This window comes from Kitasatospora sp. NPDC052868 (assembly GCF_044547105.1).
GTDB lineage: Bacteria > Actinomycetota > Actinomycetes > Streptomycetales > Streptomycetaceae > Kitasatospora.
Map to the genome: position 1 here is coordinate 84322 of NZ_JBITZW010000001.1, position 25807 is coordinate 110128.

The 25807-nt window shown below is 72.6% G+C and carries 24 protein-coding genes; 13 read left to right on the forward strand and 11 right to left on the reverse strand.

Annotation, left to right across the window (positions count from 1 at the left end; genetic code table 11):
* The first annotated feature begins 62 nt into the window (after positions 1–62).
* From leuA to ACIGZJ_RS00395, 4 genes are all read left to right on the forward strand, one after another.
* Positions 63–1859, forward strand: coding sequence for a 2-isopropylmalate synthase (gene leuA, locus ACIGZJ_RS00380; RefSeq protein WP_396455211.1), 1797 nt, complete (start codon positions 63–65; stop codon positions 1857–1859).
* Positions 1860–2275: 416 nt separating this feature from the next.
* Entirely contained in the window at positions 2276–2773 is a 498-nt protein-coding gene (locus ACIGZJ_RS00385) for a TerB family tellurite resistance protein (protein ID WP_396455213.1), read from the forward strand.
* A 269-nt stretch (positions 2774–3042) separates the two neighbouring features.
* Positions 3043–3789: a DNA repair protein RecO gene (gene recO, locus ACIGZJ_RS00390; protein ID WP_392927118.1), complete on the forward strand. Its 747-nt coding sequence runs from the start codon at positions 3043–3045 to the stop codon at positions 3787–3789.
* Positions 3790–3793: 4 nt separating this feature from the next.
* Complete coding sequence (locus ACIGZJ_RS00395) at positions 3794–4633, forward strand: isoprenyl transferase (protein ID WP_392927121.1); 840 nt, start codon at positions 3794–3796, stop codon at positions 4631–4633.
* 67 nt (positions 4634–4700) lie between these two features.
* On the opposite strand, the gene ACIGZJ_RS00400 is transcribed toward ACIGZJ_RS00395, so the two are convergent.
* From ACIGZJ_RS00400 to ACIGZJ_RS00415, 4 genes are read right to left on the reverse strand one after another with little or no spacing between them, the layout of a single operon-like run.
* On the reverse strand, positions 4701–5111 hold the full coding sequence (locus ACIGZJ_RS00400) for a Fur family transcriptional regulator (RefSeq protein WP_392927124.1): 411 nt from the start codon (positions 5109–5111) through the stop codon (positions 4701–4703).
* 35 nt (positions 5112–5146) lie between these two features.
* Positions 5147–6067 carry a metal ABC transporter permease gene (locus ACIGZJ_RS00405; RefSeq protein WP_396455216.1) on the reverse strand — a complete coding sequence of 307 codons (921 nt, stop codon included), beginning with the start codon at positions 6065–6067 and terminating at the stop codon, positions 5147–5149.
* A complete protein-coding gene (locus tag ACIGZJ_RS00410) occupies positions 6064–6828 on the reverse strand; it encodes a metal ABC transporter ATP-binding protein (protein WP_396455218.1) in 765 nt (254 codons plus the stop codon). The genes ACIGZJ_RS00405 and ACIGZJ_RS00410 overlap by 4 nt, the downstream gene beginning before the upstream one ends.
* 16 nt (positions 6829–6844) lie before the next feature.
* Positions 6845–7792, reverse strand: coding sequence for a metal ABC transporter substrate-binding protein (locus ACIGZJ_RS00415; RefSeq protein WP_396455219.1), 948 nt, complete (start codon positions 7790–7792; stop codon positions 6845–6847).
* A gap of 183 nt (positions 7793–7975) precedes the next feature.
* On the opposite strand from ACIGZJ_RS00415, the gene ACIGZJ_RS00420 reads away from it, so the two are divergent.
* Complete coding sequence (locus ACIGZJ_RS00420; protein WP_392927136.1) at positions 7976–9358, forward strand: glycine--tRNA ligase; 1383 nt, start codon at positions 7976–7978, stop codon at positions 9356–9358.
* A gap of 95 nt (positions 9359–9453) precedes the next feature.
* On the opposite strand, the gene ACIGZJ_RS00425 is transcribed toward ACIGZJ_RS00420, so the two are convergent.
* The 4 genes from ACIGZJ_RS00425 to ACIGZJ_RS00440 form a co-directional block, all read right to left on the reverse strand.
* The gene (locus tag ACIGZJ_RS00425; protein ID WP_396455220.1) at positions 9454–10812 is read right to left on the reverse strand and encodes a hypothetical protein; all 1359 of its coding nucleotides are present in this window, start codon (positions 10810–10812) and stop codon (positions 9454–9456) included.
* Between the two features lie 128 nt (positions 10813–10940).
* On the reverse strand, positions 10941–11519 hold the full coding sequence (locus ACIGZJ_RS00430; RefSeq protein WP_396455221.1) for an NADAR family protein: 579 nt from the start codon (positions 11517–11519) through the stop codon (positions 10941–10943).
* A 104-nt stretch (positions 11520–11623) separates the two neighbouring features.
* Positions 11624–12118, reverse strand: coding sequence for a hypothetical protein (locus ACIGZJ_RS00435; RefSeq protein ID WP_396455222.1), 495 nt, complete (start codon positions 12116–12118; stop codon positions 11624–11626).
* 268 nt (positions 12119–12386) lie between these two features.
* A complete protein-coding gene (locus ACIGZJ_RS00440) occupies positions 12387–13175 on the reverse strand; it encodes an SDR family oxidoreductase (protein WP_396455223.1) in 789 nt (262 codons plus the stop codon).
* Between the two features lie 93 nt (positions 13176–13268).
* Here ACIGZJ_RS00440 and sigJ point away from each other — a divergent pair, with 93 nt between their 5' ends.
* The gene (sigJ, locus tag ACIGZJ_RS00445) at positions 13269–14153 is read left to right on the forward strand and encodes an RNA polymerase sigma factor SigJ (protein WP_396455224.1); all 885 of its coding nucleotides are present in this window, start codon (positions 13269–13271) and stop codon (positions 14151–14153) included.
* Between the two features lie 140 nt (positions 14154–14293).
* Positions 14294–14701: a RidA family protein gene (locus ACIGZJ_RS00450; protein WP_396455225.1), complete on the forward strand. Its 408-nt coding sequence runs from the start codon at positions 14294–14296 to the stop codon at positions 14699–14701.
* A gap of 110 nt (positions 14702–14811) precedes the next feature.
* Here the strand turns inward: ACIGZJ_RS00450 and ACIGZJ_RS00455 are convergent, their stop codons facing one another.
* Positions 14812–16266 carry an MFS transporter gene (locus tag ACIGZJ_RS00455; RefSeq protein WP_396455732.1) on the reverse strand — a complete coding sequence of 485 codons (1455 nt, stop codon included), beginning with the start codon at positions 16264–16266 and terminating at the stop codon, positions 14812–14814.
* Positions 16267–16477: 211 nt separating this feature from the next.
* Between ACIGZJ_RS00455 and ACIGZJ_RS00460 the strand changes: the two genes are divergently transcribed.
* Complete coding sequence (locus ACIGZJ_RS00460) at positions 16478–17395, forward strand: helix-turn-helix transcriptional regulator (RefSeq protein WP_396455226.1); 918 nt, start codon at positions 16478–16480, stop codon at positions 17393–17395.
* Here ACIGZJ_RS00460 and ACIGZJ_RS00465 read toward each other — a convergent pair.
* Positions 17386–17811, reverse strand: a complete 426-nt coding sequence (locus tag ACIGZJ_RS00465) for a hypothetical protein (protein ID WP_396455227.1) — start codon at positions 17809–17811, stop codon at positions 17386–17388. The two genes, ACIGZJ_RS00460 and ACIGZJ_RS00465, sit on opposite strands and share 10 nt — an antisense overlap.
* The gene (locus ACIGZJ_RS00470) at positions 17808–18356 is read right to left on the reverse strand and encodes a hypothetical protein (RefSeq protein WP_396455228.1); all 549 of its coding nucleotides are present in this window, start codon (positions 18354–18356) and stop codon (positions 17808–17810) included. Before ACIGZJ_RS00470 ends, ACIGZJ_RS00465 begins: the two co-directional genes overlap by 4 nt.
* Positions 18357–18490: 134 nt before the next feature.
* Here ACIGZJ_RS00470 and ACIGZJ_RS00475 point away from each other — a divergent pair, with 134 nt between their 5' ends.
* From ACIGZJ_RS00475 to ppdK, 5 genes are all read left to right on the forward strand, one after another.
* On the forward strand, positions 18491–19720 hold the full coding sequence (locus ACIGZJ_RS00475; RefSeq protein WP_396455229.1) for a histidine kinase: 1230 nt from the start codon (positions 18491–18493) through the stop codon (positions 19718–19720).
* Positions 19708–20352 (forward strand): response regulator, encoded by a 645-nt coding sequence (locus ACIGZJ_RS00480; RefSeq protein WP_396455230.1) that lies wholly within the window; start codon positions 19708–19710, stop codon positions 20350–20352. The genes ACIGZJ_RS00475 and ACIGZJ_RS00480 overlap by 13 nt, the downstream gene beginning before the upstream one ends.
* A 2-nt stretch (positions 20353–20354) precedes the next feature.
* Positions 20355–21152, forward strand: coding sequence for a DUF4097 family beta strand repeat-containing protein (locus ACIGZJ_RS00485; RefSeq protein WP_396455231.1), 798 nt, complete (start codon positions 20355–20357; stop codon positions 21150–21152).
* Positions 21153–21364: 212 nt separating this feature from the next.
* Positions 21365–22471, forward strand: a complete 1107-nt coding sequence (gene dusB / locus ACIGZJ_RS00490) for a tRNA dihydrouridine synthase DusB (protein WP_396455733.1) — start codon at positions 21365–21367, stop codon at positions 22469–22471.
* 563 nt (positions 22472–23034) lie between these two features.
* On the forward strand, positions 23035–25743 hold the full coding sequence (gene ppdK, locus ACIGZJ_RS00495; protein ID WP_396455232.1) for a pyruvate, phosphate dikinase: 2709 nt from the start codon (positions 23035–23037) through the stop codon (positions 25741–25743).
* Positions 25744–25807 lie beyond the last annotated feature (64 nt).

Consider the following 25807-nt stretch of genomic DNA (forward strand, 5'->3'; position numbering starts at 1 on the left):
CAGTCGGGTGTCCACCTCCCCCCGACCAGCCCCGCACCACAGGAAGCCGAGAGTCACCTCCCATGACCGAGCAGAGCTCCGCCGCGTCCATCCCCGCCGGTCGCGCCTTCGTCGACCGCGCGACCCCGATCACCGCCGCCACCGTGCGCCAGCAGCCCTCGGGCATGCGCCACGGCCGCTACCTGCCGTTCGGCACCGTCGACCTGCCGGACCGCACCTGGCCGTCGAAGGTGATCACCAAGGCGCCGCGCTGGCTCTCGACCGACCTGCGGGACGGCAACCAGGCGCTGATCGACCCGATGTCGCCGGCCCGCAAGCGCAAGATGTTCGACCTGCTGGTCGCGATGGGCTACAAGGAGATCGAGGTCGGCTTCCCGTCCTCCGGCGCCACCGACCACGCCTTCGTCCGCTCGCTGATCGAGGAGGGGGCGATCCCCGAGGACGTCACCATCTCGGTGCTGACGCAGGCCCGCGAGGAGCTGATCGAGAAGACCGTCGAGTCGCTGGTCGGCGCCCCGCGCGCGACCGTGCACCTGTACAACGCGACCGCGCCGCTGTTCCGCCGGGTGGTGTTCCGCAACGACAAGGCGGCCACCAAGGCGATCGCCACCGACGGCACCCGGCTGGTGATGGAGTACGCCGACAAGCTGCTGGGCGACGACACCGTCTTCGGCTACCAGTACTCGCCGGAGATCTTCGTCGACACCGAGCTGGACTTCGCCCTGGAGGTCTGCGAGGCGGTCATGGACGTCTGGCAGCCCGGCGAGGGCCGCGAGATCATCCTGAACCTGCCGGCCACCATCGAGCGGGCCACCCCGAACGTCCAGGCCGACCAGTTCGAGTGGATGTCGCGCAACCTGTCGCGCCGCGAGCACGTCTGCCTGTCGGTGCACCCGCACAACGACCGCGGCACCGCCGTCGCCTCCGCCGAGCTGGCCTACCTGGCGGGCGCGGACCGCATCGAGGGCTGCCTGTTCGGGCAGGGCGAGCGGACCGGCAACGTCGACCTGGTCACCCTGGGCATGAACCTGTTCTCGCAGGGCGTCGACCCGCAGATCGACTTCTCCGACATCGACGAGGTCCGCCGCACCGCCGAGTACTGCAACCAGATGGAGGTGCACCCGCGCCACCCGTACGCCGGCGACCTGGTGTACACCTCCTTCTCCGGTTCGCACCAGGACGCCATCAAGAAGGGCTTCGACGCCCTGGAGGCGGACGCGGCGGCGGCCGGCGTGCCGGTCGGGGAGCACGTCTGGGGCGTGCCGTACCTGCCGATCGACCCGAAGGACGTCGGCCGCAGCTACGAGGCGGTCATCCGGGTCAACAGCCAGTCCGGCAAGGGCGGCGTCGCGTACGTCCTGAAGAACGACCACAAGCTGGACCTGCCGCGCCGGATGCAGATCGAGTTCTCCCGGATCATCCAGGCCAAGACCGACGCCGAGGGCGGCGAGGTCACCCCGGCCGCCATCTGGGCGGTGTTCCAGGACGAGTACCTGCCGACCACCGACAACCCGTGGGGCCGGATCGCGCTGAGCGGCTCGCGCAGCCTGACCACCGAGGACGGCCGGGACGCGCTGACCGCCGAGGCGCTGGTCGACGGTGCGCCCGTCGTCCTGACCGGCTCCGGCAACGGCCCGGTGTCCGCCTTCGCCGACGCGCTGGCGCAGATCGGCGTGGACGTACGGGTGCTGGACTACGCCGAGCACGCGCTGAGCGAGGGCGGCGACGCCCAGGCCGCCGCGTACGTCGAGTGCGCCGTGGACGGCAAGGTGCTGTGGGGCGTGGGCATCGACGGCAACACCGTGCTGGCCTCGCTGAAGGCGATGATCAGCGCCGTCAACCGCTCGCAGCGCGGGTAGTTCGTACGGGTGAGTGTCGGCGGGCCGTCCCCTGGGGGCGGCCCGCCGCCGTTTCCGGCGGCCGGCGGCGGGCCGCTGTGTCCTGCGCCACATTTTTTCGGATCGGAAGCCGTTGGGGGTACTGACACGTGCCGGTAACCGTGGCAACATCGATCCACCGGAAAACCGGGTCGGTGGGACGGCCGCGGAGTCCGGTCGCGTGACCTGCCCATTGTTGTGCAGGCCGCCTGCCATGTCTGGGGAGTGGCGCCGTGACAGGGTTGTGGGGTGTTCGCCCGCGGTGGCGGACTGACGTTCTCGGCGACTTCTTCTGCCCAGGCTGTGGCGGAGACCGCAACTACCGTCGGCAGCACGGCCGGCGGTGGCTGCGGCTTCTCGGCACCCCGGTCCTCCCGCTCGGCCCGGTCATCGGGAGCGTGCAGTGCACTTCCTGCCGCGGCCGCTACGGCGTGGAGAGCCTGGAGCAGCCGACCTGCGTCCGCCTGGCCGGAATGCTGCGCGACGCCCAGTACACCATCGCCCTCGCCCTGCTGGCGGCCGGCGGCACCGCGCACCGGGCGGCCCGCGAGGCGGCCTGCGGCTCCGTCCGGGACGCCGGCTTCGAGGACTGCGGCGAGGCCCAGGTGCTGGCCGCGCTCGCCGCACTCTCCGGCCTCGGCGGGGAGCTCTACGACGCCCACGGGATGGCTGGCGGCCTGGCCGTGGAGCTGCACGCGGTGCTCGAACCGCTCGCCCCGCACCTGGCTCACCAGGGCCGGGAGCGGCTGCTGCTGCAGGGGGCCGCGATCGCCCTGGCCGACGGCCGCTACCTCCCGCAGGAGCGCGAGGCGCTGGTCGCCGTCGGGCGCTGTCTGGACCTGCCGCAGGCGCGGGTCGGGGCGCTGCTGGAGGCGGCCACCCGCGCCTCGCGCTGACCCCGCCGCCCGGCTCACCGCTCACCGCTATCAGGCTCCCGCAGGCTCCCGCCGCGCTGGTCCGATCCCGCAGACCCCCACATACCGGGCCCGACCCTCCCCCACCTCAGCCCTCGGCCGGGAGGTGCCCCCACCTGGGCCCGCCGTGACCCGCACCGACCGGTCGTCCCCCCTCGGCCCCGGTGCGGGCACACGGCTGCCGCCGGCCACGAGGTCCTGGGGGACAATGGTGGGATGTCCACACTGTTCGACGGCCGCGGGGCCGCGGCATGAGCCTGTTCCGGGACGACGGCGTGGTGCTCCGGGCACAGAAGCTCGGCGAGGCCGACCGGATCATCACCCTGCTCACCCGCCAGCACGGCAAGGTGCGCGCGGTGGCGCGCGGCGTGCGCAAGACCAAGTCCAAGTTCGGCGCCCGGCTGGAGCCGTTCTCCCACGTGGACGTGCAGTTCTTCAGCCGGGGGAGTGACCTGATCGGCCGCGGGTTGCCGCTCTGCACCCAGGTGGAGACGATCGCCCCCTACGGCGGCTCGATCGTCACCGACTACGGCCGGTACACCGCCGGGACGGCCATGCTGGAGACGGCGGAACGGTTCGCCGAGAACGAGGGCGAACCCGCCGTCCAGCAGTACCTGCTGCTGGTCGGCGGCCTGCGCACGCTGGCCGCCGGCGTGCACGAGTCGCACCTCGTGCTGGACGCCTTCCTGCTGCGCTCGCTGGCCGTCAACGGCTACGGCGCGAGCTTCACCGACTGCGCCAAGTGCGGGCTGGACGGCCCGAACCGGTTCTTCTCGCTCCAGGCGGGCGGGGTGCTGTGCGGGGACTGCCGGGTACCCGGTTGTGCCGTACCCTCCCCTGAGACACTGGTACTGCTCGGCGCGCTGCTGTCAGGGGACTGGCAGACGGCCGACAGCTGCGAGCCGAGGTACTGGCGGGAGGGCAGCGGCCTGGTCGCGGCCTATCTGCAGTGGCACCTTGAGCGGGGCATCCGCTCGATGAGATACGTGGAGAAGTGAGCACATGGCAGCGCGACGGCTCTTCGGCGGCGGCAAGCAAAGGGAGTACCTCCCCCCGACCCCGCACCCCAGCGGTGCCACGCCGCCGAAGCTCCCCGGCGAGCTCGTCCCCGAGCACGTGGCGATCGTCATGGACGGCAACGGCCGCTGGGCCAAGGAGCGCGGTCTGCCGCGTACCGAGGGCCACAAGGTCGGCGAGTCCGTGGTGCTGGACGTCCTCAAGGGCGCGATCGAGCTCGGCGTGAAGAACATCTCGCTGTACGCGTTCTCCACCGAGAACTGGAAGCGCTCGCCCGACGAGGTGAAGTTCCTGATGAACTTCAACCGGGACGTCATCCGCCGCCGCCGCGACGAGATGGACGCGATGGGCGTGCGGATCCGCTGGGCCGGCCGGATGCCCAAGCTGTGGAAGAGCGTCGTCCAGGAGCTCCAGGTCGCCGAGGAGCAGACCAAGGACAACGACGCCGTCACGCTCTACATGTGCGTCAACTACGGCGGCCGGGCCGAGATCGCGGACGCCATGGCGGCGATGGCGGCCGATGTGGCGGCCGGCCGGCTGGACCCGAAGAAGGTCAACGAGAAGACCATCGCCAAGTACCTGTACCACCCGGACATGCCGGACGTGGACCTCTTCCTGCGTCCCAGCGGCGAGCAGCGCACCTCCAACTTCCTGCTCTGGCAGTCCGCGTACGCCGAGTTCGTGTTCCAGGATGTGCTCTGGCCGGACTTCGACCGCCGGGACCTGTGGCGCGCCTGCGAGCAGTACGCGATGCGTGACCGGCGCTTCGGCGGGGCGATCCCGAACGAGGTGCCGCTGGCCACCGAGCTGCCCGCCCAGCGCTGAGGCCGGTACTGCCAGACGCCGAGGGGCCCGTGGGAGACGATCCCACGGGCCCCTCGGCGTACCGGCGTCAGGCCTTGGCGGCGCACTCCGAGCAGGTGCCGAAGATCTCCAGGGTGTGCGCGATGTCGGTGAACCCGTGCTCGGCGGCGACCGAGTTGGCCCACCGCTCCACGGCCGGACCCTCGACCTCGACGGTGGCACCGCAGAGCCGGCAGACCAGGTGGTGGTGGTGCCCGCTGCTGCACCGGCGGTAGACGGCCTCGCCGTCGGCGGTGCGCAGCACGTCGACCTCGCCGGCGTCGGCGAGCGACTGCAGAGTGCGGTAGACCGTTGTCAGGCCGACCGAGTCACCCCGGTGCTTGAGCATGTCGTGGAGCTCCTGCGCGCTGCGGAAGTCCTCGATCTCGTCCAGGGCCGCCGAGACGGCGGCACGCTGCCGGGTCGAGCGGGCGCGCGGCGACGGGCCTGCGGTGGTCACCGTGGGTCCTCCTGGGGGTGTGGGCGTCTCGCACCTCATTGTGCCAGCCCCGCCCTCCGGCCCGGGTCGGTCTCGTCGGAGGTACCGGGCGCGGGCAGTTGGACGTCGCAGACCACCGGTCCGGCGTCGGCCGTCCGCCGGTGCCGGCGGCGGGCCAGCGGGGCGGCGATCACGCTGAACACCGCGAACACGGCGATGGCGAGCAGCACGATGGCCGGGCCGGAGGGGACGTCCGTCTGGTAGGAGCCGGCCACGCCGGCCAGCGAGACCACCACGCCGAGCGCGATGGCGCCGGCCTGGGTGGCGGCGAAGGAGCGGGTGAGCTGCTGGGCGGCCACCACCGGCACCACCATCAGGGCGCTGACCAGCAGCAGTCCGACCACCCGCATGGCGACGGTGACGGTGACGGCGGCCATCACGGCGAGCAGCAGGTTGAGCAGGCGGACCGGCAGGCCGGTGACGCGGGCGAAGTCCTCGTCCTGGCAGATCGCGAAGAGCTGGCGGCGCAGGCCCACGGTGACGGCGATGACGACCGCGCCGAGTGCCGCGATGGTGGCGAGGTCGCCGGGGGAGACGGTCAGGATGGAGCCCCAGAGGTAGCTCTCCAGGGAGCCGGCGCCGGCCTGGGCGGACTTCGAGACCAGCAGCTTGCCGCAGGCCATGCCGCCGTAGAAGAGCATCGCGAGGGCGATGTCGCCGCGCTGGTTGCCGCGCGAGCGGACCAGCTCCATGGTGATGGCGCCGAGCACGCAGACCACTACGGCCATCCAGACCGGGCTGGTCTGGAAGATGAAGCCGAGGCCGACGCCGGTCATCGCGATGTGGCCCATGCCGTCGCCCATCAGCGCCTGGCGCCGCTGCACCAGGTAGATGCCGACGGCGGGTGCGGTGATGCCGACCAGCACGGCGGCGAGCAGGGCGCGCTGCATGAAGTCGTAGGAGAGCATCTCGGTCATGCGAGCAGCCTCGGCGGGGTGTGGTCGGCGTGCGGGTGGACGTGGTCGTGGCCGGGCAGGGCGTGCAGGCCGGCGCCCGGGACGGGCGGGCCGTCGTGGGCGACGCAGCCGTCGCGCAGCACCACCGCGCGGTCGATCAGCGGCTCCAGCGGCCCGAGTTCGTGCAGGACCAGCAGGACGGCGGCGCCGCGGGCCACCTCGGTGCGCAGGGTGTCGGCGAGCACCTGCTGGCTGGCGGAGTCCACGCCGGCCATCGGCTCGTCCATGATCAGCAGGTCGGGGGAGCCGACCAGGGCGCGGGCGATCAGCACCCGCTGCTGCTGTCCGCCGGAGAGGTCGGCGACGCCGTCGCCGGCCCGGTCCAGCATGCCGACGGCGGCCAGGGCCCGGTCCACCGCCGTGCGGTCCTTGCGGCGGAACGGCAGCAGCCCGTGCTGCGGCAGGCGCCCGGTGGAGACCACCTCGCGGACGGTGGCCGGGACGCCGGAGGCGGCGGTGGTGCGCTGCGGCACGTACCCGATCCGGTGCCAGGCGCGGAACCTGGCGAACGGCGTGCCGAACAGCTCCAGGCTCCCGCGTTCCAGCGGAACGGTGCCGATCACGGCCTTGACGGTGGTGGACTTGCCGGAGCCGTTGGCGCCGAGCAGGGCCACCACCTCTCCGGGCTGGACGGTGAGGTCGACGCCGCGCAGCACCGGCCGGCCGCCGCGGGAGGCGACGGCGTTGCCGAGGCGGACGGCCGGGGGTATCGGAGAGGTCATCGGTGCTGTCGTCCCGTCAGCTGGTGGCGCCGAGCGCGGCCTGCAGGTTGGCCAGGTTCTGCTTCATGATCGTCAGGTAGTCGTTCCTGGCCGGCTCCTTGACGCCCTCCAGCGGGTCCAGGACGGCGGTCTTGAGGCCGAGGTCCTTCGCCACGGTGTCGGCGAGCTTGGGGCTGACCAGGGTCTCGAAGAAGACGGTGGTGGCGCCGTTCTCCTTGGCGGCCTTCTGTACCTCGGCCAGCCGGGCCGGGGTGGGCTCGGACTCCGGGTCGACGCCGTTGATGGCGACCTGGGTGAGGCCGTAGTGCTCGGCGAGGTAGCCGAAGGCGGCGTGGCTGGTGACGAAGGTCCTGGTCGTGGCGTTCTTCAGGCCGTCCCGGAACTCCTGGTCCAGGCCGGTGAGCTTGCCGACCAGCTCGTCGGTGTTCTTCCGGTAGTCGTCCGCGTGCTCCGGGTCGGCCTTGGCGAACTCGGCGCCGACGCTCTTGGCGACCGCCGCGTAGCGGGTCGGGTCGAGCCAGATGTGCGGGTCGCCGGCGGGGCCCTCGTGCTGGTGGCCGTCGCCCTCCTCGGCGCTCTCGGCGAGGTGGTGGTCGACCAGCGGGCTGGCGGCGGTGGCGTCGACCACGTGCTTGGCGCCGGAGTCGGCGACCGCCTTGTCCACGGTGGGCTGCAGGCCCTTGAGGTAGAGGACGGCGTCGGCCTTGTGGAGGCTCGCGACCTGCTTGGCGGTGAGCTCCAGGTCGTGCGGCTCGACGCCGGCGGCGGTCAGGTCGACGATCTTGACGTGCTCGCCGCCGATCTGCGAGGCGAGGTACTCCATCGGGTAGAAGGAGGCGACGACGTCCAGCTTGCCGTCCGTGCCCTGGGCGCTGCTGTCCCCGCCGCAGGCGGTGAGGAGGGCGGCGGCTGCGGCGGTCGCGGTCAGGGCTATGGCGGTGCGGGCGGGTCGTCGGATCATCATGACAACCATTCTCAGGTTAGATGGAAATGATTGTCAAATCACTCGGACGGGTGAGCGGAGGGATGGGTGGACGGGTGAGCGATACCGATTTGAACCTCGTACCCGTCTGGCCGGTAACCTGAGGTATTCGGGTACGCGCAACCAGCCGTGCCCTGACCGTGCCGTCGTACTGAAGAGAGCACTGTGGCCGCCGACAAGATCGACACGATCGTCAGCCTGAGCAAGCGCCGTGGCTTCGTCTACCCCTGCAGCGAGATCTATGGCGGCACCCGTGCCGCCTGGGACTACGGGCCACTGGGTGTCGAGCTCAAGGAGAACATCAAGCGCCAGTGGTGGCGCGCGATGGTCCAGGCTCGGGAGGACGTCGTCGGGCTCGACTCGTCGGTGATCCTGGCCCGCGAGGTCTGGGAGGCCTCCGGCCACGTCGCGACCTTCAACGACCCGCTGACCGAGTGCCTCTCCTGTCACAAGCGCCACCGGGCCGACCACCTGGAGGAGAAGTACGAGGCCAAGCACGGCTACCCGCCGGCCAACGGCCTCAAGGACGTCAACTGCCCCGACTGCGGCACCAAGGGCTCCTTCACCGAGCCCAAGGAGTTCTCGGGCATGCTGAAGACCCACCTCGGTGTCACCGAGGAGGCCGGCGGCCTGGCGTACCTGCGCCCGGAGACGGCCCAGGGCATCTTCACCAACTTCAAGGCCGTGCAGACGACCTCGCGCAAGAAGCCGCCGTTCGGCATCGCCCAGACCGGCAAGAGCTTCCGCAACGAGATCACCCCCGGCAACTTCATCTTCCGGACCCGCGAGTTCGAGCAGATGGAGATGGAGTTCTTCGTCAAGCCGGGCGAGGACGAGCAGTGGCACGACTACTGGCTCCAGCAGCGCTGGGACTGGTACGTCGACCTCGGCCTGCGGACCGAGAACATGCGCTTCTTCGAGCACCCGAAGGAGAAGCTCTCCCACTACGCCAAGCGCACCGTGGACATCGAGTACCGCTTCAACTTCGGCGGCCAGGAGTTCTCGGAGCTGGAGGGCGTCGCCAACCGCACCGACTACGACCTGACGGTGCACAGCGAGGCCTCCGGCCAGGACCTCAAGTACTTCGACCAGGAGTCCGGCGAGCGGTACTTCCCGTTCGTCATCGAGCCGGCGGCGGGCCTCAACCGCGCCATGCTGGCCTTCCTGATCGACGCCTACTTCGAGGACGAGGCCCCGAACGCCAAGGGCGTCATGGAGAAGCGCGTCGGCATGCGGCTCGACCCGCGCCTGGCCCCGGTCAAGGTCGCGGTGCTGCCGCTGTCGCGCAACGCCGACCTCTCGCCGAAGGCCCGCGGCCTCGCCGCCGACCTGCGCACCGCGTGGAACGTCGAGTTCGACGACGCCGGTGCGATCGGCAAGCGCTACCGTCGCCAGGACGAGATCGGCACGCCGTTCTGCGTCACCGTCGACTTCGACACCCTTGAGGACAACGCCGTGACGGTGCGTGACCGCGACACCATGTCGCAGGAGCGCGTCTCGCTGGACCAGGTGAAGTCCTACCTGGCGGCGCGTCTGATCGGCTGCTGACCTCGGTCGGCCGTCAGGGAGCCCCCGTTCGCCTTCGGGCGGGCGGGGGCTCCTGCCGTGCTGGGGCCTGTCCGGCCGATCTTGCCGGACAGGCCCTACCGGCGGCCCCAGCGGGAGCGCGCCGGGGTGGTCGGGGTGGTGGGCAGTCCGGCCGTGCGCAGGGCGGCGAGGGTGGTGCGGTGGCGGCCCTCGTCGGCGGTGAGCGCGGTCAGCAGCTCGTCGTAGAGCTCCGGCCGGCCGTCCAGTGCGGCGGCGAGCCGGACCAGTTCGGCGGCCGGGCGGAGCGCCGCGAGCTCGTGCAGCAGGACGGCGGGCAGCGGCGGGGCCAGGGTGGTCGCCAGCGCGGTGAGGTCGGCGGTGGGCCGGCCCGCGGCCTGGCGCAGCAGCGTCCGGGCGTCGGCGGCCCGGTCGGCCCGCTGGAGCGCGGCGGCCAGGTCGGCGAGTTCGGCGGTGGGCGCGGAGCCCCACTCCCAGAGCAGGGTGGCGCCGTCGGCGTGCTGCCCGGTCCGTTCCAGGGCGGCGAGCAGCCCGGGCAGGGCGGCGGCCGGGTAGGACCAGAGGGTGTGGAACAGTTCGGCGGCCTCTTCGGCGGACCCGGCCTGGCGCAGCTCGGCGAGGGTGGCGGCGGCCCGCTCCGGGGAGCCCTGGGCGACGGCCCGGGCCAGCTGGACGGAGGTGCCGACCGGTCCGCTCCGGGCGAGCAGGGCGGCCAGCCGGGCGGTGTCCGGCGGGGCCAGCAGGACGGCGGCCTGCTCGATCAGGGCGGTCGGCTCGCGGGTGGCGCCCTGGCGGTGCAGGGTGGTGATCCGCTCGGCGAGGGCGAGGAGTTCGGCGGGGGAGCGGCGCCGGGGCGGCTCGGGTGCGGGCGGCGGTGGCGGCGGCGCCTGCGGTGTCCGGGCTTTGGACGACCGGGCTTTGGGCGACCCCGTGCGGGCCCCGGTGGGGGCCGGTCCGTCGGGCTCGGCGGCGGGTGGGCGCGCCGGGCCGAAGCGGGCCCCGGTGGCCGGTGCCGTCGGCTGCGGTGCCGGGGGAGGGGGCGCCGGGGAGGCTGGGGGAGCTGGAGGCGTTGAGGGGGCGTGCGCCTCGCCGTACGCGCCCCCGAAGCGGGCTCCGGTGGGTTGCTGGGGGATCGCCCGGCGGGGCGTCGGCTGCCTGAGCCGGATTTCCAAGTCCTTGAGCTGCTCGCTCAGTTCGATGCAGCGCTCGCCCAGGCCCTCGCGCAGCGTCCGGGCCTGGGCGAGCTGGCGCAGCACCTCGCCGTCCGGGAGCTGCTGGTCGGACGCCGTCCGGAGGGCCTCGGCGAGCCGCCGTTCGCGCTGGCCCGCGTACTGCCTGGCCCGCAGTAACTCGTCCAGCTCGGCCCTGAGTTCGAGCGCGTCCTGCTCCGTCTCCGCTGTCTGTTGCGCCGGTTGTGCTGCCTGCCTGATCCGCACGGTGATCGCCCGCCCTGTCATCTCGACCCTGACTGCGGGACATCCTGGCGTTGCGATACGGCGACTGCGTTACGGCAGTGCGTCCAGTGGTTTGCGACTGGCGTCCTTGAGCGCTCAGGCGGTGACCGCGGCGGGCGGGGTGACCGGGCTCACCGGGCCAGCCGGGTCCGGGCCTCCATGAGCGCGAAGCCCAGCAGGTTCTCCCCGCGCCACTGCCCGGGGCGCCGCGCCCGCTCGTCGTGCGCCGCCAGGCCGATGCCCCAGACCTTGTCCAGCGGGCTGGCCTCGACCAGCACCCGGCCGCCCGTGCGCAGCAGGTACGCGCGCAGCGCCTGGTCCTGCCCGAACTTGGCCACGTTGCCCTCGACCACCAGCTCGAACCGCTTGGCCGCCCAGACCTGTTCGTCGAAGCCCTGGACCAGCCGCCCGAGCTTCTTGGCCTCCGCCGGCGTGCGCGCCGCGAGGATCCGCGGCACGATCTCGTCGTCGCCGAAGAGTCGGGCCTTCCCGGCCATCATCCAGTGCTCGGCCGTCGCGTACTCGACGCCGTCCACCGTGAACACCCCGGGCCACCACTGGCTCAGGGTTCCGGGCCCGGGAGAGCCGTCCGGCTGCGGCCGATGGCCCCAGAACAGCAGCCACTTGGGCTCCGCGCCGGACTCCACCAACGCCGTCAGTGCCGTCCGGTCACGGGCCTCCAGCACGGTCCCCGGTTGCATCTTCGTCATATCGTCATTCTGACCCAAAGGCGGCCGGGCGGGCCAGCGGATTCGCCCGGCCGCCAGGGCGGGGTGCTCCGGGGCCGGTCGGGCCCCGGAGCGGTGAGGGGGTGTCAGTCCCCGGTGTTGGTGGCCCACAGCGGCTGGTTGTTGCCGTTGTAGACGACGACGTTGCCGTCGTCCTGGACGGCGACGTAGGCGCCCCGGTTCTGGGTGTTGGACGCCCACAGGGCTCGGTTGTTGCGGTCGTAGAGGACGAAGTTGCCGTCCTGCTGCATGACGGCGTGATCGCCGTTCGGCCAGGCGCCCGGGGCCTGCCAGGCGGCGCGGTTGTCCTTGTAGAGGACGAAGTTGCCGTCCTCCTGGACCCGCAGGACGGCGCGGCCGTTGCCGGACGTCCAGGCCTCGTTGCGGTGGATCGTGGACGTCGGGTAGAAGTGCGCGTCCGCCTGCGGACGCATGACCGCCCGGGTGTCGGAGGCCTGGGCCGCCGACTTGGCGCCCGCGCCGGTGGGCTCGGCGTGCGCGGTGGCTCCGGCCAGGGAGCCGCCGAGGGCCAGCGCTCCCGTCGCGAGCACGAGGGACAGCTTCTTGAGGTGGTTCATCATATTTCCATTCCTGGAAGGAATTCACATGCAGGGGCGACCGTAGAACTCCCCACCCGGGAAATTGATAAACCGTACACGAAAAGATGTGACTTCTATGATCGGATACCTATCGGTGGCCCCGAACTACCCCTAGCAGGAAGGGAGTAGCCGCCCAGGTCCGGCGTGGTAGGGCGGGGAGGCCGGTGGCCTGATCCGATCGCACGAAGGATTGCTGACCCCGGGCGAAATCCGATTCGGGAGGCGTTCCCTTTCCCGCTCACCCGATCGGTCAGGCCGCCGAGGACGGCCGCGCGGAGGCACCCGCCCGCTCGGCGAGGAAGGCCTCCCAGGTGCGGTGGCCCACCTCGGCGCCCTGGAGCGTCAGGTTGTCGCCGGCGCGGTAGGCGCGGCCGACCTTGCCGGGGACGCGGACCGGCAGCAGCGGGCGGCGCCTGCCCTGGGACCGGAGGTAGCCGCGGACCAGTTCGCCCAGCCCGTACACCTTCGGTCCGGCGAGGTCGGGCACCAGCCCGGCCGGCCGGTCGAGGGCGAGCTCCACCAGCCGGGCCGCCACGTCGCGCGAGTCGACCGGCTGCCACCGCAGTCCGCCCGGCGAGGGGACGACCGGCATTCGCGCCATCGCGGCGGCGGTCTTCAGCGCGAGGTCGTGGAACTGGGCGGCCCGCAGGGTGGTCCACGGAATGCCGGAGTCGGCCACCGCCTGCTCGGCGCCGTGCTTGGCGCGGAAGTAGCCCAGCGGAAGCCGGTCCGCACCGATGACCGAGATGTACACCAGGTGCCGTACCCCGGCCTGCCGGGCGGCCCGCACCAGGTGCGCGGTCGCCCGGTCGTCGCCCTTGGCGCCGCCCGCGAGGTGCAGCACGGTCCCGACGCCGTCCACCGCGGCCTCGACGCCCTCGTCCTTGAGCAGGTCGCCGACCACGTACCGGACACCGTCCCCGGCGGCGTGGCCGTGCCGGCTGAGCACCCGTACCTCGCGGCCGGCCGCCCGCAGCAGCGGCACGACGTGGCCGCCGAGCGTGCCGGTACCGCCGGTCACCAGGATGGGGGAGGTCATGGTCGTCTCCGATTCGCTCGCGGGAGTTGATCTTCCGGTGGTATCCGTTGTGGTTCTGCAGCTATGACCCCGAGCGGCGAAGGAATGTGACACGTGGACGCCGAAAAGCTTCTGACCGAACGCTTCGAGGAGCACCGGCCGCACCTGCGCGCCGTCTCCTACCGGATGCTGGGCTCGCTCAGCGAGGCCGAGGACGCCGTCCAGGAGGCCTGGTTGCGCATGGAGCGCACCGACACCAGCGACGTCGAGAACCTCGGAGGCTGGCTCACCACGGTGGTGACCCGGCTGTGCCTGAACCAGCTGCGCGCGCGTGAACAGCGGCGGGAGGACCCGCTGGAGATCCGGATGCCCGATCCGGTGATCGGCCGCGAGGGCGTGGTCGACCCCGAACAGGAGGTGCTGCTGGCGGACTCGGTCGGGCTCGCACTGCTGGTCGTGATGGAGTCGCTGAGCCCGGCCGAGCGGATCGCCTTCGTCCTGCACGACATGTTCGCGGTGCCCTTCGACGAGATCGCCCCGGTGATCGAGAAGACCACCGCCGCGACGCGGCAGCTGGCGAGCCGCGCCCGGCGACGGGTCCAGGGACAGGCACCGGCGCCCGACCCGGACCGGACCCGCCAACGGGCGGCGGTCGACGCCTTCTTCGCCGCCTCGCGCGAGGGCGACTTCGAGGCGCTCGTCGCCGTGCTCGACCCCGACGTGGTGCTGCGCGCCGACGGCGCGGCCGGTCGGGCCCGCGGTTCCGTCGTGCTCAACGGCGCCCGGACGGTGGCCGGTCAGGCGGTCACCTACCGCAGCCTCGCCCCGTTCGTCCGCCCGGCGCTCGTCAACGGGGCGGCGGGTGTCGTGGTGGTCGTCGAGGGTCGGCCGGTCTCGGTGATGGCCTTCACCGTGCTGGACGGCCTGATCGTCGCCATCGACGTGCTGACCGACCCCGAACGGCTGGCCGGGCTCGACCTGGCGGGCCTCGACGCCTGACGGCGCCCGGGGCGGTCCGGACCGGTCTGGACCGCCGAGGGGCGGGGTGCCGCCCGCCCGCGTAAATCGCAGGCGGGTGGGCGGCGCCCGTTGCGAGGATGGCCGGATCCATGTGAGTGCTGACACCGAAGGGGACGACCATGGCCCGCGCCATCACCTTGATCCGCTCCGACGCCCTGTCCGACGTCGCCGAGTACGCCTACGCGGCCACCGCGCCCGCCGGGGCCCGGCTGATCTTCCTGGCCGGTGCCTGCCCGCTGAACGCGGACGGCTCCACGGCGGCCGTCGGCAGCTACCCCGGCCAGGCCGCCAAGGCCGTCGAGAACCTGCGCACCGCCCTCGCGGCGGCCGGCGCCGAACTGGAGGATGTCGTCAGCACCCGCGTCCTGGTGGCCTCCAACCGCCAGCAGGACCTGGTGGCCGCCTGGGAGGTGGTCCGCGCGGCCTTCGGCGACCACGACGTGCCGAGCACCCTGATGGGCGTCACCGTCCTCGGCTACACCGACCAGCTGGTCGAGATCGAGGCCGTCGCCGCCGTCGTCGACTGACCGCACACCCGCCTCACGGCCACGCCGCCGCCCCGGAAGAGGCGGACCCGCGGCCCCCACCGGTGGGTGGGGGACCGCGGGTGGCAGGCGACCCGTCGGGTTCTCCGGGGTCAGCCGATGGAGCGGGGGAGCCGGGTGGTCAGGTAGAAGATGGTGAACGAGCCCAGCAACTGGATGCCCAGGACGAGCGCGAGGGCCCGGTCCATGCCCAGGGTGGGGGCGAGCGCCAGGTAGAGCGTGCCCAGGGTGGCGACGCCCAGCGCGAGGCTGGACTGCTGGCTGGTGGCGAGGACGCCGCTGCCGACGCCCGCCCGCTCGGCGGGGACCTTGGAGAGGACCACCCGGAACAGCGGGGTGCCGATCAGCCCCTGGCCGATGCCGGCGAGGGCGACGCCGGGGGCCATCCGCAGCGGGGAGAAGTGCGCCCAGTCGGCGAGCACGGTGAGGGCCAGGGTGGTCAGGCCCAGGGCCTGGACGACGGCGCCGGCGGTCAGCACCCGGCTGCCGAAGCGGCCGATCAGGCGGGGACCGGACAGCGAGGCCGCGAAGTAGCCGACGGCCATCGGGACGAGCGCCCAGCCGGCCGCCACCGGTCCCAGGTGCAGGCCCTGCTGGAGGGCGACCGCCACCACGAACATGAAGCCGCCGAAGCCGCCGAAGTACGGCAGGGCGATGCCCAGTCCGCGCCGCATCTCGGGGATCCGCAGCAGGGACGGCGGCACCAGCGGGGTGTCGCCCCGGCGCTCGGCGCGGTACTCGACCACCGCGAAGGCGGTGGCGAAGACGGGGAACAGCGCCAGCAGCAGCCAGGACCAGAGCGGCCAGCCGGCCGCGCGGCCCTCCATCAGCGGGAGCAGCAGGGACAGCAGCGCGGCGGTGAGCAGGACGGTGCCGGGCACGTCGACCCGGGCGGCCTTCGGGGCGCGGCTCTCCGGCACGTACCGGACGGCGAGCACCAGGGCGAGCAGCGCGAACGGGACGTTCAGCAGGAAGACCGAGCGCCAGCCGGTGCCGAACAGGTCGGCGGCCACCAGCATCCCGCCGAGGACCTGGCCGATCACCACCGAGATGCCGCCGACCGCGCCGTAGACGCTGAGCGCACGGCCGCGCCGGGAGCCGTGGGTGGCGGCGGTGATGGTGCCGAGCACCTGCGGGATCAGCAGGGCGGCCGAGGCGCCCTGGGCGGCCCGGGCGGCGACCAGCGACCAGGCGCCGGGGGCGAGCCCGCAGGCGAGCGAGGTCAGCGCGAAGGCGGCGGCGCCGACGACGAACAGCCGCCGCCGGCCGAAGTTGTCGCCGAGCCGGCCGCCCAGCACCAGCAGGACGGCGAACGCGATGCCGTACCCGGCGGCGACCAGTTCCAGCACGGCGGGACCGGCGGCCAGGTCGTGGTCGATGGTCGGCAGCGCCACGTTGACGATGAAGAAGTCGAGCATCGGCAGGAACGCCCCGAGCAGGACGGTGACGAGCCCGGCGGTGCTGAGCGCGGCCGCACCGGGCGAAGCGGCGGCAGCCGAAGCGGCATCGGGTGAAGCGGTGTCAGGCGAGGTGGCACCGGGCGACACGGCACCGGGCGGGACGGGGAGCGGAGCGGCGCCAGGGGTGGCGGCGGCCGGTCCGGCAGGACGGGGGGCCAGGGCGACGGTGGTCTTGGGGGCGGCGAGTTGTCGGGTCACGGTCCTACGATCGGGCCGTCGCTACCCGGGTACCAGAGTGTGGTTATCCAGGTATAAGAAGTACCTGGAAACAGGGTTCGGGGTGCCCCATGCTGGGGTGATGAGCCTGACCACCGCCGCCGCGGGCACCGCCCCCGTCCGCACCCCCGCCGCGAACCCCGCGGCCGCTCCCGCCGCGAAGCCCGCGGTCGCCCCCGCCGAGGCCCGGCGGCACGAGCTGGCCGCCTTCCTGCGCAGCCGCCGCGAGCGGATCGCACCCGAGCAGGTCGGCCTGCCGCCGACCGGCCGCCGCCGCACCCCGGGCCTGCGCCGCGAGGAGGTGGCGCAGCTCGCCTCGGTCGGGGTCACCTGGTACACCTGGCTCGAACAGGGGCGGGACATCCAGGTCTCCACCCAGGTGCTGGACGCGGTGGCCCGCGCCCTGCTGCTCGACCCGAGCGAGCGGGCGCACCTGTTCACCCTGGCCGGCGCGGACGACCCCGCCCCGGTGGTCGAGTGCCCGACGGTCACCCCGGCGGTCCGGCTGGTGCTGGACCAGATGTCCCCGTACCCGGCCGGGGTGGTCAACACCCGCTACGACGTCCTGGCGTACAACGCGCAGTTCACCGGGATCGTCGGCGACCTGGCCGCGCTGCCGTTCGAGGACCGCAACATGATGTGGCTGGCGTTCACGCCCTCGCGGTTCCGCGAGGTGCTGGTGGACCACGAGAGCGAGCGCGACCTGATGGTCGCCAGGTTCCGTTCGGCGATGGCCGACCACAGCGCCGAACCGGCCTGGAAGACGCTGCTCGGCCGGCTGCGCAAGGTGTCGCCGGACTTCGAGGCGGCCTGGCAGCGGCACGACGTCCAGCGGCCGGGCAACGGGCTCAAGCGCTTCCACGTCCCGGGCGTCGGCGTGCTGCGCTGCAACTACACCAGCTTCTGGCTCGGCCCGCGGCAGGGCTCCCGGATGATCGCGTACACCCCGCGGGACGAGGAGACCAGGGCGCTGATGGGACGGCTGCCCGGTCAGCTCTGAGCGGACCGGGTACCGCGGGCGAGCGCCAGGCACAGGACGGCCAGCGGGAGTTCCACACCCAGGGCCATCACCAGGGCGGCGAGCAGCGGCAGGCCGGAGCCGGCGGTGCCGATGTCGGCCAGCGCGTCGCCGGCCAGCAGCAGCGCGATCGCCGCGGCGGGGAGGTGCACGGCCGGGCTGCGGCGGCGCAGCAGCGCGTCCAGCCAGAGCAGGGCGGCCAGTTCGAACAGGTCCAGGACGACCCAGGCGGTCTCGTGGCAGACGGCCAGCACCGCCAGCCAGGGCAGCAGCGCCAGCGCGGCCAGCGCGGGCACCCGCTGGGCGCGGCTGAGAGCGCGGGTGAGGGGGCGGGCGAGAGGAGCGGGGGCGGTCGGCGCGAAGGCGCCCGGTCGGACCGCGAGGACGGCGGTGCTCACGCGGCGCCCCCCAGCACCTCGGAGGCCGACCCGACCGCCCGGCCGGACGGCCGCCGCAGCCGCCCGAGCGACTGCCGCTCGCACCCGCCCGGGTGCTCCACCCGGACGCCGTCGAACGGGCCCTCCGCCCAGGCCAGCCAGAACTCCCCGGCCACCGTGAGGACTTCGGCCCCGGTGGCGCCGGCCGACCAGCCGAGCCGGCGCAACCGCCCGGCGGTGAAGCCCACGACCGGCGGCCGACCGTCCTGCGGCAGCCGGCCCCAGGCCAGCGCGTACGCCTGCGCCCGCCCGCCGCCGACGGCACCGCGCCGGGCGCCGCGCAGAACCTGCGGGGTCAGCCGGGCGGCGACCAGGACGTCGACCAGTTCGCCGTACTCGTACACCTCCATCGCCGCCCGGCTGCGGCCCGCCCGCACGGTGCGCACCGACCACGGCCCGCACGGGCCGACCGGCAGTAGGTCGTCGCCGCCCGTGCTCGCGGGGAGCCGCGGCGAGCCGGGCCCGCCGGGCGGCGGGGTGGCGGAGTGCGATGCGGTGCTCGTCATACCGTCAAGACTTCCGTCCGGAGCGGCCGGTGTCGGTAGTGCGCCGCACCGATTCGGGGGTGTACCCAGCTACACCCCCGGCCTGCACACCCCTTCATGGTGGTGGTCGATCACCGCGCTCTACGCTGTCGGTCATGCCCTCCACCACGCTGCGCCGCGCGCTCGCCAGGAGCGCCGAGCGGCCGCCGTGGTCGGCCGGCGCCTGGCGCGACACCCGCTTCATAGCCGCCGGCATCCCGATGGCCCTGCCGGTCTGGACGGCCCTCGTCACCTCCAAGGCCCTCCTCCCGCTGCTCGGCCTGGTCCTGCTCGGCCTGCGCCTGCTGACGATGGCCCAGCGCGGCCGGCTGCGCGCCCTGCGCGGGGTCGAGGTGCCGCCGCTGCTGCGGTCCACCGACATCCCGGCCGGCCTGCTGACCAGGCTGCGCACGGGCGTGAACTGGCGGATGGTCGCCTACCACCTGGTGGTCGCCCCGCTGCTCGCGGCCGGCGCGGTGGTGGTGCTCTACGCGTGGGGCGCGGGCCTGGTGATGTCCACCGTGTTCGGCTGGGCCTGGACGATGCCGCACTCCAGCCCGGTGCGTGAGCTGTGGCTGGTGCTGGACATCCCGCTCACCCTCGTCGGCGCCCTGCTGCTGTTCGCCGCACCCTGGGCGGCGGCCCTGCTGGCCGGGCTGGAGGAGGGCGCGGCCCGCCGGCTGCTCGGCCCGGGCCGCACGGAGGCCCTGGAGCGCCGGGTCGAGGAGATCGCCGAGAGCCGGGCCGGCCTGGTCGACGCCGTCGACGCCGAGCGCCGCCGGATCGAGCGCGACCTGCACGACGGCGCGCAGCAGCGGCTCACCTCGCTCGCGATGAACCTGGGCCTGGCCCGGCGCACCCTCAAGGACCTCTCGCCCGAGGCCCGGCAGGTGATCGCGGACGCGCACGAGGAGGCCCAGGCCGCCATCGACGAGCTGCGCGACCTGGTCCGCGGCCTGCACCCGGCCGTCCTGGAGGACCGCGGCCTGGACGCGGCGCTGTCCGGGATCGCCGCCCGCTCCCCGCTGCCGGTGCGCCTGGACGTCCATCTCGTCGAGCCGATCGCCCCGACCGTCGAGGCGGTCGCCTACTTCACCGTCTCCGAGGCGCTGACCAACGTCGCCAAGCACGCCGGGGCCTCCCGGGTCGTCCTCTCGGTGCGGACGGCCGGCGGCCGGCTGAGCCTGGTGATCAGCGACGACGGCAGGGGAGGCGCGGACCCGGCCCGGGGCACCGGGCTGACCGGCCTGCGCAAGCGCGCCGCCTCGGTCGACGGCACGCTGTCCGTTCTCAGCCCCCTCGGGGGGCCCACCACCATCACCGTGGAGTTGCCGTGCGCGCTGTGATCGCCGAGGACTCGGTCCTGCTCAGGGTAGGACTGGTCAAGGTCCTGGAGGCGGTGGGCTTCGAGGTGGTCGCCGCGGTCGGCGACGCCGAGGAGCTGCTCGCCGCCGTCGAGGAGCACCGGCCGAAGGTCGTGGTCGCGGACGTCCGGATGCCGCCCGGCTACACCGACGAGGGGGTCCGGGCCGCGCTGCTGATCCGCCGGCAATGGCCGGAGGTGGCGGTGCTGCTGCTCTCCCAGTACGTCGAGGAGCGCTACGCCGCCGACCTGCTGGCCACCAACACCAGCGGCGTCGGCTACCTGCTCAAGCAGCGGGTGGCCAACGTGGACGACTTCGTGGACGCCCTGCAGCGGGTCGCCGAGGGCGGCACCGCGCTGGACCCGGAGGTGGTCGCCCAGTTGCTGGTCCGCCGCCACCGGGACCCGCTGGAGAAGCTGACCCCGCGCGAGCGGGACGTGCTCGGCCTGATGGCCGAGGGCCGCTCCAACGCCGCGATCGCCGCCGCCCTGGTGGTCAGCGACAGCGCGGTGGCCAAGCACATCAACTCCATCTTCACCAAGCTCGACCTGCCGCCGGCCGACGACAGCCACCGCCGGGTGCTGGCGGTGCTGCGGTTCCTGGAGGTCGGGTAGCGGTGCGGGGGGCTCGTGCGTGGCGGATCACCGGGACGCTCGCCCTGGTGGTCGCGGTGTCCTTCGGCGCCGTACAGACCTGGGCGGTGGTGGTGCAGCAGAAGGCGGTGTCCTCGAGGACGTACCACGTCGGGGTGACCAGGGTGCAGCTGGACACCGGCAGCGCGGCGGTCCGGATCAGGCCGGGCCGGGACGGGCGGGTGCTGGTCCGCCAGGACCTGGACTGGACGGTGCGCAGGCCGGTCGTCTCGACCGTGTTCGAGGGCGACCTGCTGATCGTCCGGATGCGCTGCAACCAGGTGCTGCCGGTCGCGGACTTCGGCTGCGGCGCGTCCTTCGACCTGGAGGTGCCGGCGGCGGCCTCGGTGACGGGCAAGGGCTCCTCGGGCAGCGTCGCCGTCCGGGGCCTGAGCGGTGACGTCCGGCTGGAGGCCACCTCCGGGGCGGTCGAGCTGGCCGACCTCTCCGGGCAGGTGTCGGTGCGCACCACCTCCGGAGAGGTGCGGGGCGCGGGCCTGACCTCCTCCCGGGTGGAGGTGGGCACCACCTCGGGCGAGGTCCGGCTGACCTTCGCGCAGCAGCCGAAGGCGGTGGACATCGGCGTCACCTCCGGTGCGCTGTCGCTCGTCCTCCCCGCGCAGACGAAGTACAACTTCACCGGGGCCGCCGGCTCCTTCTTCGGGGACAACGGCTCGGGCAACCGCCACATCGACACCGACCTGGTCGACCCGACCAGCGCGAACACCGTCCGCCTCTCGGCCGGCTCCGGGTCGGTGGTCGTCAGCGCGGCGGACGACTGAGCGGTCGGGGCCCGAGCGGCCGCGGCAGTGCGGCCGGGCCGGGCGATCGGGGCCCTGCGCCGGGTGGGGGACAATGGAGAGTCCCCCGCCCCCGTTCCCGAGGTCAGCCGCGCATGACAGCCACGCCCGCCACCACCGCGACCGGCACCGCGACCACCACCGCGACCACCACCGCGTCCAGCGCCGGGTTCGCGCCGCTGAACATCGGCCCGATGCAGGTGTGGCCGCCCGTCGTGCTGGCACCGATGGCCGGCATCACCAACGCGCCCTTCCGCACCCTGTGCCGCGAGCAGAGCGGCGGCAAGGGCCTGTACGTGAGCGAGATGATCACGACCCGGGCCCTGGTCGAGCGCAACGCCAAGACCATGCAGCTGATCAGGTTCGACCCGAGCGAGAAGCCCCGCTCGATCCAGCTGTACGGGGTGGACCCGGTGACCGTCGGCAAAGCCGCCCGGATGATCGCGGACGAGGGCCTGGCCGACCACATCGACCTCAACTTCGGCTGCCCCGTCCCGAAGGTGACCCGCAAGGGCGGCGGCTCGGCGCTGCCGTACAAGCGCAACCTGCTGCGCGAGATCCTGCGCGAGGCCGTGGCCAACGCGGGGGACCTCCCGGTCACCATGAAGATGCGCAAGGGCATCGACGACGACCACCTCACCTATCTGGACGCCGGCCGGATCGGCGCCGAGGAGGGCGTGTCCGCGATCGCCCTGCACGGCCGCACCGCCGCCCAGCACTACGGCGGCACCGCCGACTGGTCGGCGATCGCCCGGCTCCGCGAGTCCGTCCCGGCGCACATCCCGGTGCTCGGCAACGGTGACATCTGGTCGGCGGAGGACGCCGTGCGGATGATGCGCGAGACCGGCTGCGACGGCGTGGTGGTCGGTCGCGGCTGCCTGGGCCGGCCGTGGCTGTTCAAGGACCTGGTCGCGATCTTCGAGGGCGAGGTCGACCACGCCCGCCCGAGCTTCGCCGACGTCGCCCGGGCGATGGTGCGCCACGCGCAGCTGCTCGGCGAGTGGATGGGGGACGAGGTGCGCGGCGTGGTCGACTTCCGCAAGCACGTCGCCTGGTACACCAAGGGCTTCTCGGTCGGCTCCGAGCTCCGGGTCCGGCTGGCCAACTCCTCCTCGTTGGCCGAACTGGCCGAAACCCTGTCCCTGGTGGAGCAGTCCCAGCTCTGGCCGGCGGGCGCGGACGGCCCGCGCGGGCGGACCGCGGGCAACAACCGGGTGGTTCTGCCCGAGGGCTGGTTGGACGATCCGTATGACTGCGCCCTGCCGAGCTCTGACGCCGAATCGGACACCTCTGGCGGATGATCTGTCCGTAGCGGCAAAAATGCCCGCGCGGGGTCGGTTGCCACCCCGTCCCAGCCCTCTTGTCCCATCTGGACAAGAGGGCTCCTTTTCGGCGCGGAGATGTCACGGAACGAGCACATTTCTGGACGCAGTGCGACGATTGGCCGAGACGGCCTACGTTCAGCCGCTGGGATGCGCTGGTGACTCTTGCCACATACGCTGGCGACTGACGCCCGTTCAGAGGACGAAATGGACAGGTCGGCGGTGAATCGCTTCCCGAAGGGGATCGGTGCGGATCGGCCGGTCCGGGTGCAGGAAATCAAGCCGGGGCAACACGGCGGGCGCACGACCGCTACCCTCCGTCCCTCTTATGTGATCTTCCAGTTTCCCTGCGTTCAAGAGTTGAACACTAGCTAGCGTCATCCGGACGATTTCACCAACAGAGGTGAACGCCTTTACGTGCATTAGATCTGTCGGGTTACCGCCGGGTACGGGGGGCGTACGCCCTATTGGCGGCGCGGAAGTGCCTTCGAAATGGGTATGTTCTCCGGCGTCAGGGCAACCGTGTGCGAGGAGACCGACCCGTGCCGTCCCAGCAGAAGTTTGTTTACTCCTTCACCGAAGGAAACAAGGACCTCAAGGATCTTCTTGGCGGCAAGGGCGCGAACCTGGCCGAGATGACCAACCTGGGCCTCCCCGTCCCTCCGGGGTTCACCATCACCACCGAGGCCTGCAAGGTCTTCCTGGAGACCGGTAGCGAGCCCGCCTCGCTGCACAAGGAGATCAGCGCCCACCTGGAAGCCCTTGAGCAGGAGATGGGCAAGAAGCTCGGCCAGGCGGACAACCCGCTCCTGGTGTCCGTGCGCTCCGGTGCCAAGTTCTCCATGCCCGGCATGATGGACACCGTCCTGAACATCGGCCTCTCGGACGTCTCGGTGACCGGTCTGGTCGCCCAGTCCGGCAACGAGCGCTTCGCCTGGGACTCCTACCGCCGCCTGGTCCAGATGTTCGGCAAGACCGTGCTGGGCGTCGACGGCGAGCTGTTCGAGGAGGCCCTGGACGAGGCCAAGCACGCCAAGGGCACCACCAACGACCTGGACCTGGACGCTTCCGACCTCCGGGAACTGGTCGAGGTGTTCAAGGGCATCGTCCAGCGCGAGACCGGCCGGGACTTCCCGCAGGACCCGCGCGAGCAGATGGACCTCGCCGTCCACGCCGTCTTCCACTCCTGGAACGGCGACCGGGCCCGCCTGTACCGCCGCCAGGAGCGCATCCCGAACGACCTGGGCACGGCGGTCAACGTCTGCACCATGGTGTTCGGCAACCTCGGCGAGGACTCCGGCACCGGTGTCGCCTTCACCCGCGACCCCTCCACCGGTGCCGTCGGCGTCTACGGCGACTACCTGTCCAACGCCCAGGGCGAGGACGTCGTCGCCGGCATCCGCAACACCCTGCAGCTCGCCGACCTCGAGCAGCTCGACAAGAAGTCGTACGACGAGCTGATGGCGATCATGCTGAAGCTCGAGAACCACTACCGCGACCTCTGCGACATCGAGTTCACCATCGAGCGCGGCAAGCTCTGGATGCTCCAGACCCGGATCGGCAAGCGCACCGCCGCCGCCGCCTTCCGGATCGCCGTGCAGCTGGTCGACCAGGGTCTGATCGACCTGGACGAGGCCCTGATGCGGGTCACCGGCGGCCAGCTCTCGCAGCTGATGTTCCCGCGCTTCGCCCCGGACTCCACCTCCAAGCAGATCGCCTGGGGCCTGGCGGCCTCGCCCGGCGCCGCGATCGGCAAGATCGTCTTCGACTCCTACACCGCGGTGAAGTGGTCGCGCTCCGGCGAGAAGGTCATCCTGGTCCGCCGCGAGACCAACCCGGACGACCTGGACGGCATGATCGCCGCCGAGGGCATCCTCACCTCGCGCGGCGGCAAGACCTCGCACGCCGCCGTGGTCGCCCGCGGCATGGGCAAGACCTGTGTCTGCGGTGCCGAGGAGCTGGAGGTCGACACCAAGCGCCGCCGGATGACCACCTCCGACGGCCTGGTGCTGGAGGAGGGCGACGTCGTCTCGATCGACGGCGCCACCGGCAAGGTCTACCTGGGCGAGGTACCCGTCCTGCCGTCCCCGGTGGTCGAGTACTTCGAGGGCACCCTGCACGCGGGCGCCGACGTCCAGGGCGGTCTGGTCCAGGCCGTGCACCGGCTGATGTCGCACGCCGACGTCCGCCGCCGGCTCGCGGTGCGCGCCAACGCGGACAACGCCGAGGACGGCGGGCGCGCCCGCCGCTACGGCGCCCAGGGCATCGGCCTGTGCCGCACCGAGCACATGTTCCTCGGCGAGGAGCGCCGCAAGGAGGTCGAGCACCTCATCCTGGCGGACAACGACAAGGACCGGGAGCTCGCCCTGTCCACCCTGCTGCCGCTGCAGAAGGGCGACTTCCTGGAGCTCTTCCAGGCGATGGACGGGCTGCCGGTGACGGTGCGCCTGCTCGACCCGCCGCTGCACGAGTTCCTGCCCGACATCACCGAGCTGTCGGTGCGCGTCGCCCTCGCCGAGGCCCGCAAGGACCCGAACGAGAACGACCTGCGGCTGCTCCAGGCCGTGCACAAGCTGCACGAGCAGAACCCGATGCTGGGTCTGCGCGGGGTGCGCCTCGGCCTGGTCATCCCCGGCCTGTTCGGCATGCAGGTCCGCGCCATCGCCGAGGCCGCCGCCGAGCGCCGGCTGGCCGGCGGGGACCCGCGCCCCGAGGTGATGATCCCGCTGGTCGGCACCGTCCAGGAGCTGGAGCTGGTCCGCGACGAGTGCGAGCGGGTGCTCGCCGAGGTCGCCCAGTCCACCGGCGTCCAGCTGGACATCAAGCTCGGCACCATGATCGAGCTGCCGCGTGCCGCCGTGACGGCGGGCCAGATCGCCGAGGCCGCCGAGTTCTTCTCCTTCGGCACCAACGACCTCACCCAGACGGTCTGGGGCTTCTCCCGGGACGACGTGGAGGCCTCCTTCTTCACGGCCTACCTGGAGAAGGGCATCTTCGGGGTCTCCCCGTTCGAGACCATCGACCGGGACGGCGTCGGCGCGCTGGTCAAGCACGCCGTCGAGGCCGGCCGGGCCACCCGCCCCGACCTCAAGCTCGGCGTCTGCGGCGAGCACGGCGGCGACCCGGAGTCGGTGCACTTCTTCCACGAGGTGGGGCTGGACTACGTCTCCTGCTCCCCCTTCCGGATCCCGGTGGCGCGCCTGGAGGCAGGCCGCGCCGCCATCGAGACGGCGGGCAGCGACTCGCGCTGACGGCGGCAGCCCTCCCGGCCAGGCATCGGCCGGGAGGGCCCGCCCCAGCGCGGTCCCATCGCTG

What these genes read in the sequence shown, in the direction of transcription:
- ACIGZJ_RS00475 (WP_396455229.1), top strand. Translation starts at nt 18,491, where the DNA reads ATGCCCTCCACCACGCTGCGCCGCGCGCTCGCCAGGAGCGCCGAGCGG.
- dusB (WP_396455733.1), top strand. Translation starts at nt 21,365, where the DNA reads ATGCAGGTGTGGCCGCCCGTCGTGCTGGCACCGATGGCCGGCATCACC.
- ACIGZJ_RS00410 (WP_396455218.1), bottom strand. Translation starts at nt 6,828, where the DNA reads ATGACCTCTCCGATACCCCCGGCCGTCCGCCTCGGCAACGCCGTCGCC.
- ACIGZJ_RS00435 (WP_396455222.1), bottom strand. Translation starts at nt 12,118, where the DNA reads ATGATGAACCACCTCAAGAAGCTGTCCCTCGTGCTCGCGACGGGAGCG.
- ACIGZJ_RS00425 (WP_396455220.1), bottom strand. Translation starts at nt 10,812, where the DNA reads ATGACAGGGCGGGCGATCACCGTGCGGATCAGGCAGGCAGCACAACCG.
- leuA (WP_396455211.1), top strand. Translation starts at nt 63, where the DNA reads ATGACCGAGCAGAGCTCCGCCGCGTCCATCCCCGCCGGTCGCGCCTTC.
- ACIGZJ_RS00430 (WP_396455221.1), bottom strand. Translation starts at nt 11,519, where the DNA reads ATGACGAAGATGCAACCGGGGACCGTGCTGGAGGCCCGTGACCGGACG.
- ACIGZJ_RS00415 (WP_396455219.1), bottom strand. Translation starts at nt 7,792, where the DNA reads ATGATGATCCGACGACCCGCCCGCACCGCCATAGCCCTGACCGCGACC.
- ACIGZJ_RS00450 (WP_396455225.1), top strand. Translation starts at nt 14,294, where the DNA reads ATGGCCCGCGCCATCACCTTGATCCGCTCCGACGCCCTGTCCGACGTC.
- ACIGZJ_RS00440 (WP_396455223.1), bottom strand. Translation starts at nt 13,175, where the DNA reads ATGACCTCCCCCATCCTGGTGACCGGCGGTACCGGCACGCTCGGCGGC.
- ACIGZJ_RS00460 (WP_396455226.1), top strand. Translation starts at nt 16,478, where the DNA reads ATGAGCCTGACCACCGCCGCCGCGGGCACCGCCCCCGTCCGCACCCCC.
- recO (WP_392927118.1), top strand. Translation starts at nt 3,043, where the DNA reads ATGAGCCTGTTCCGGGACGACGGCGTGGTGCTCCGGGCACAGAAGCTC.
- ACIGZJ_RS00470 (WP_396455228.1), bottom strand. Translation starts at nt 18,356, where the DNA reads ATGACGAGCACCGCATCGCACTCCGCCACCCCGCCGCCCGGCGGGCCC.
- ACIGZJ_RS00395 (WP_392927121.1), top strand. Translation starts at nt 3,794, where the DNA reads ATGGCAGCGCGACGGCTCTTCGGCGGCGGCAAGCAAAGGGAGTACCTC.
- ACIGZJ_RS00405 (WP_396455216.1), bottom strand. Translation starts at nt 6,067, where the DNA reads ATGACCGAGATGCTCTCCTACGACTTCATGCAGCGCGCCCTGCTCGCC.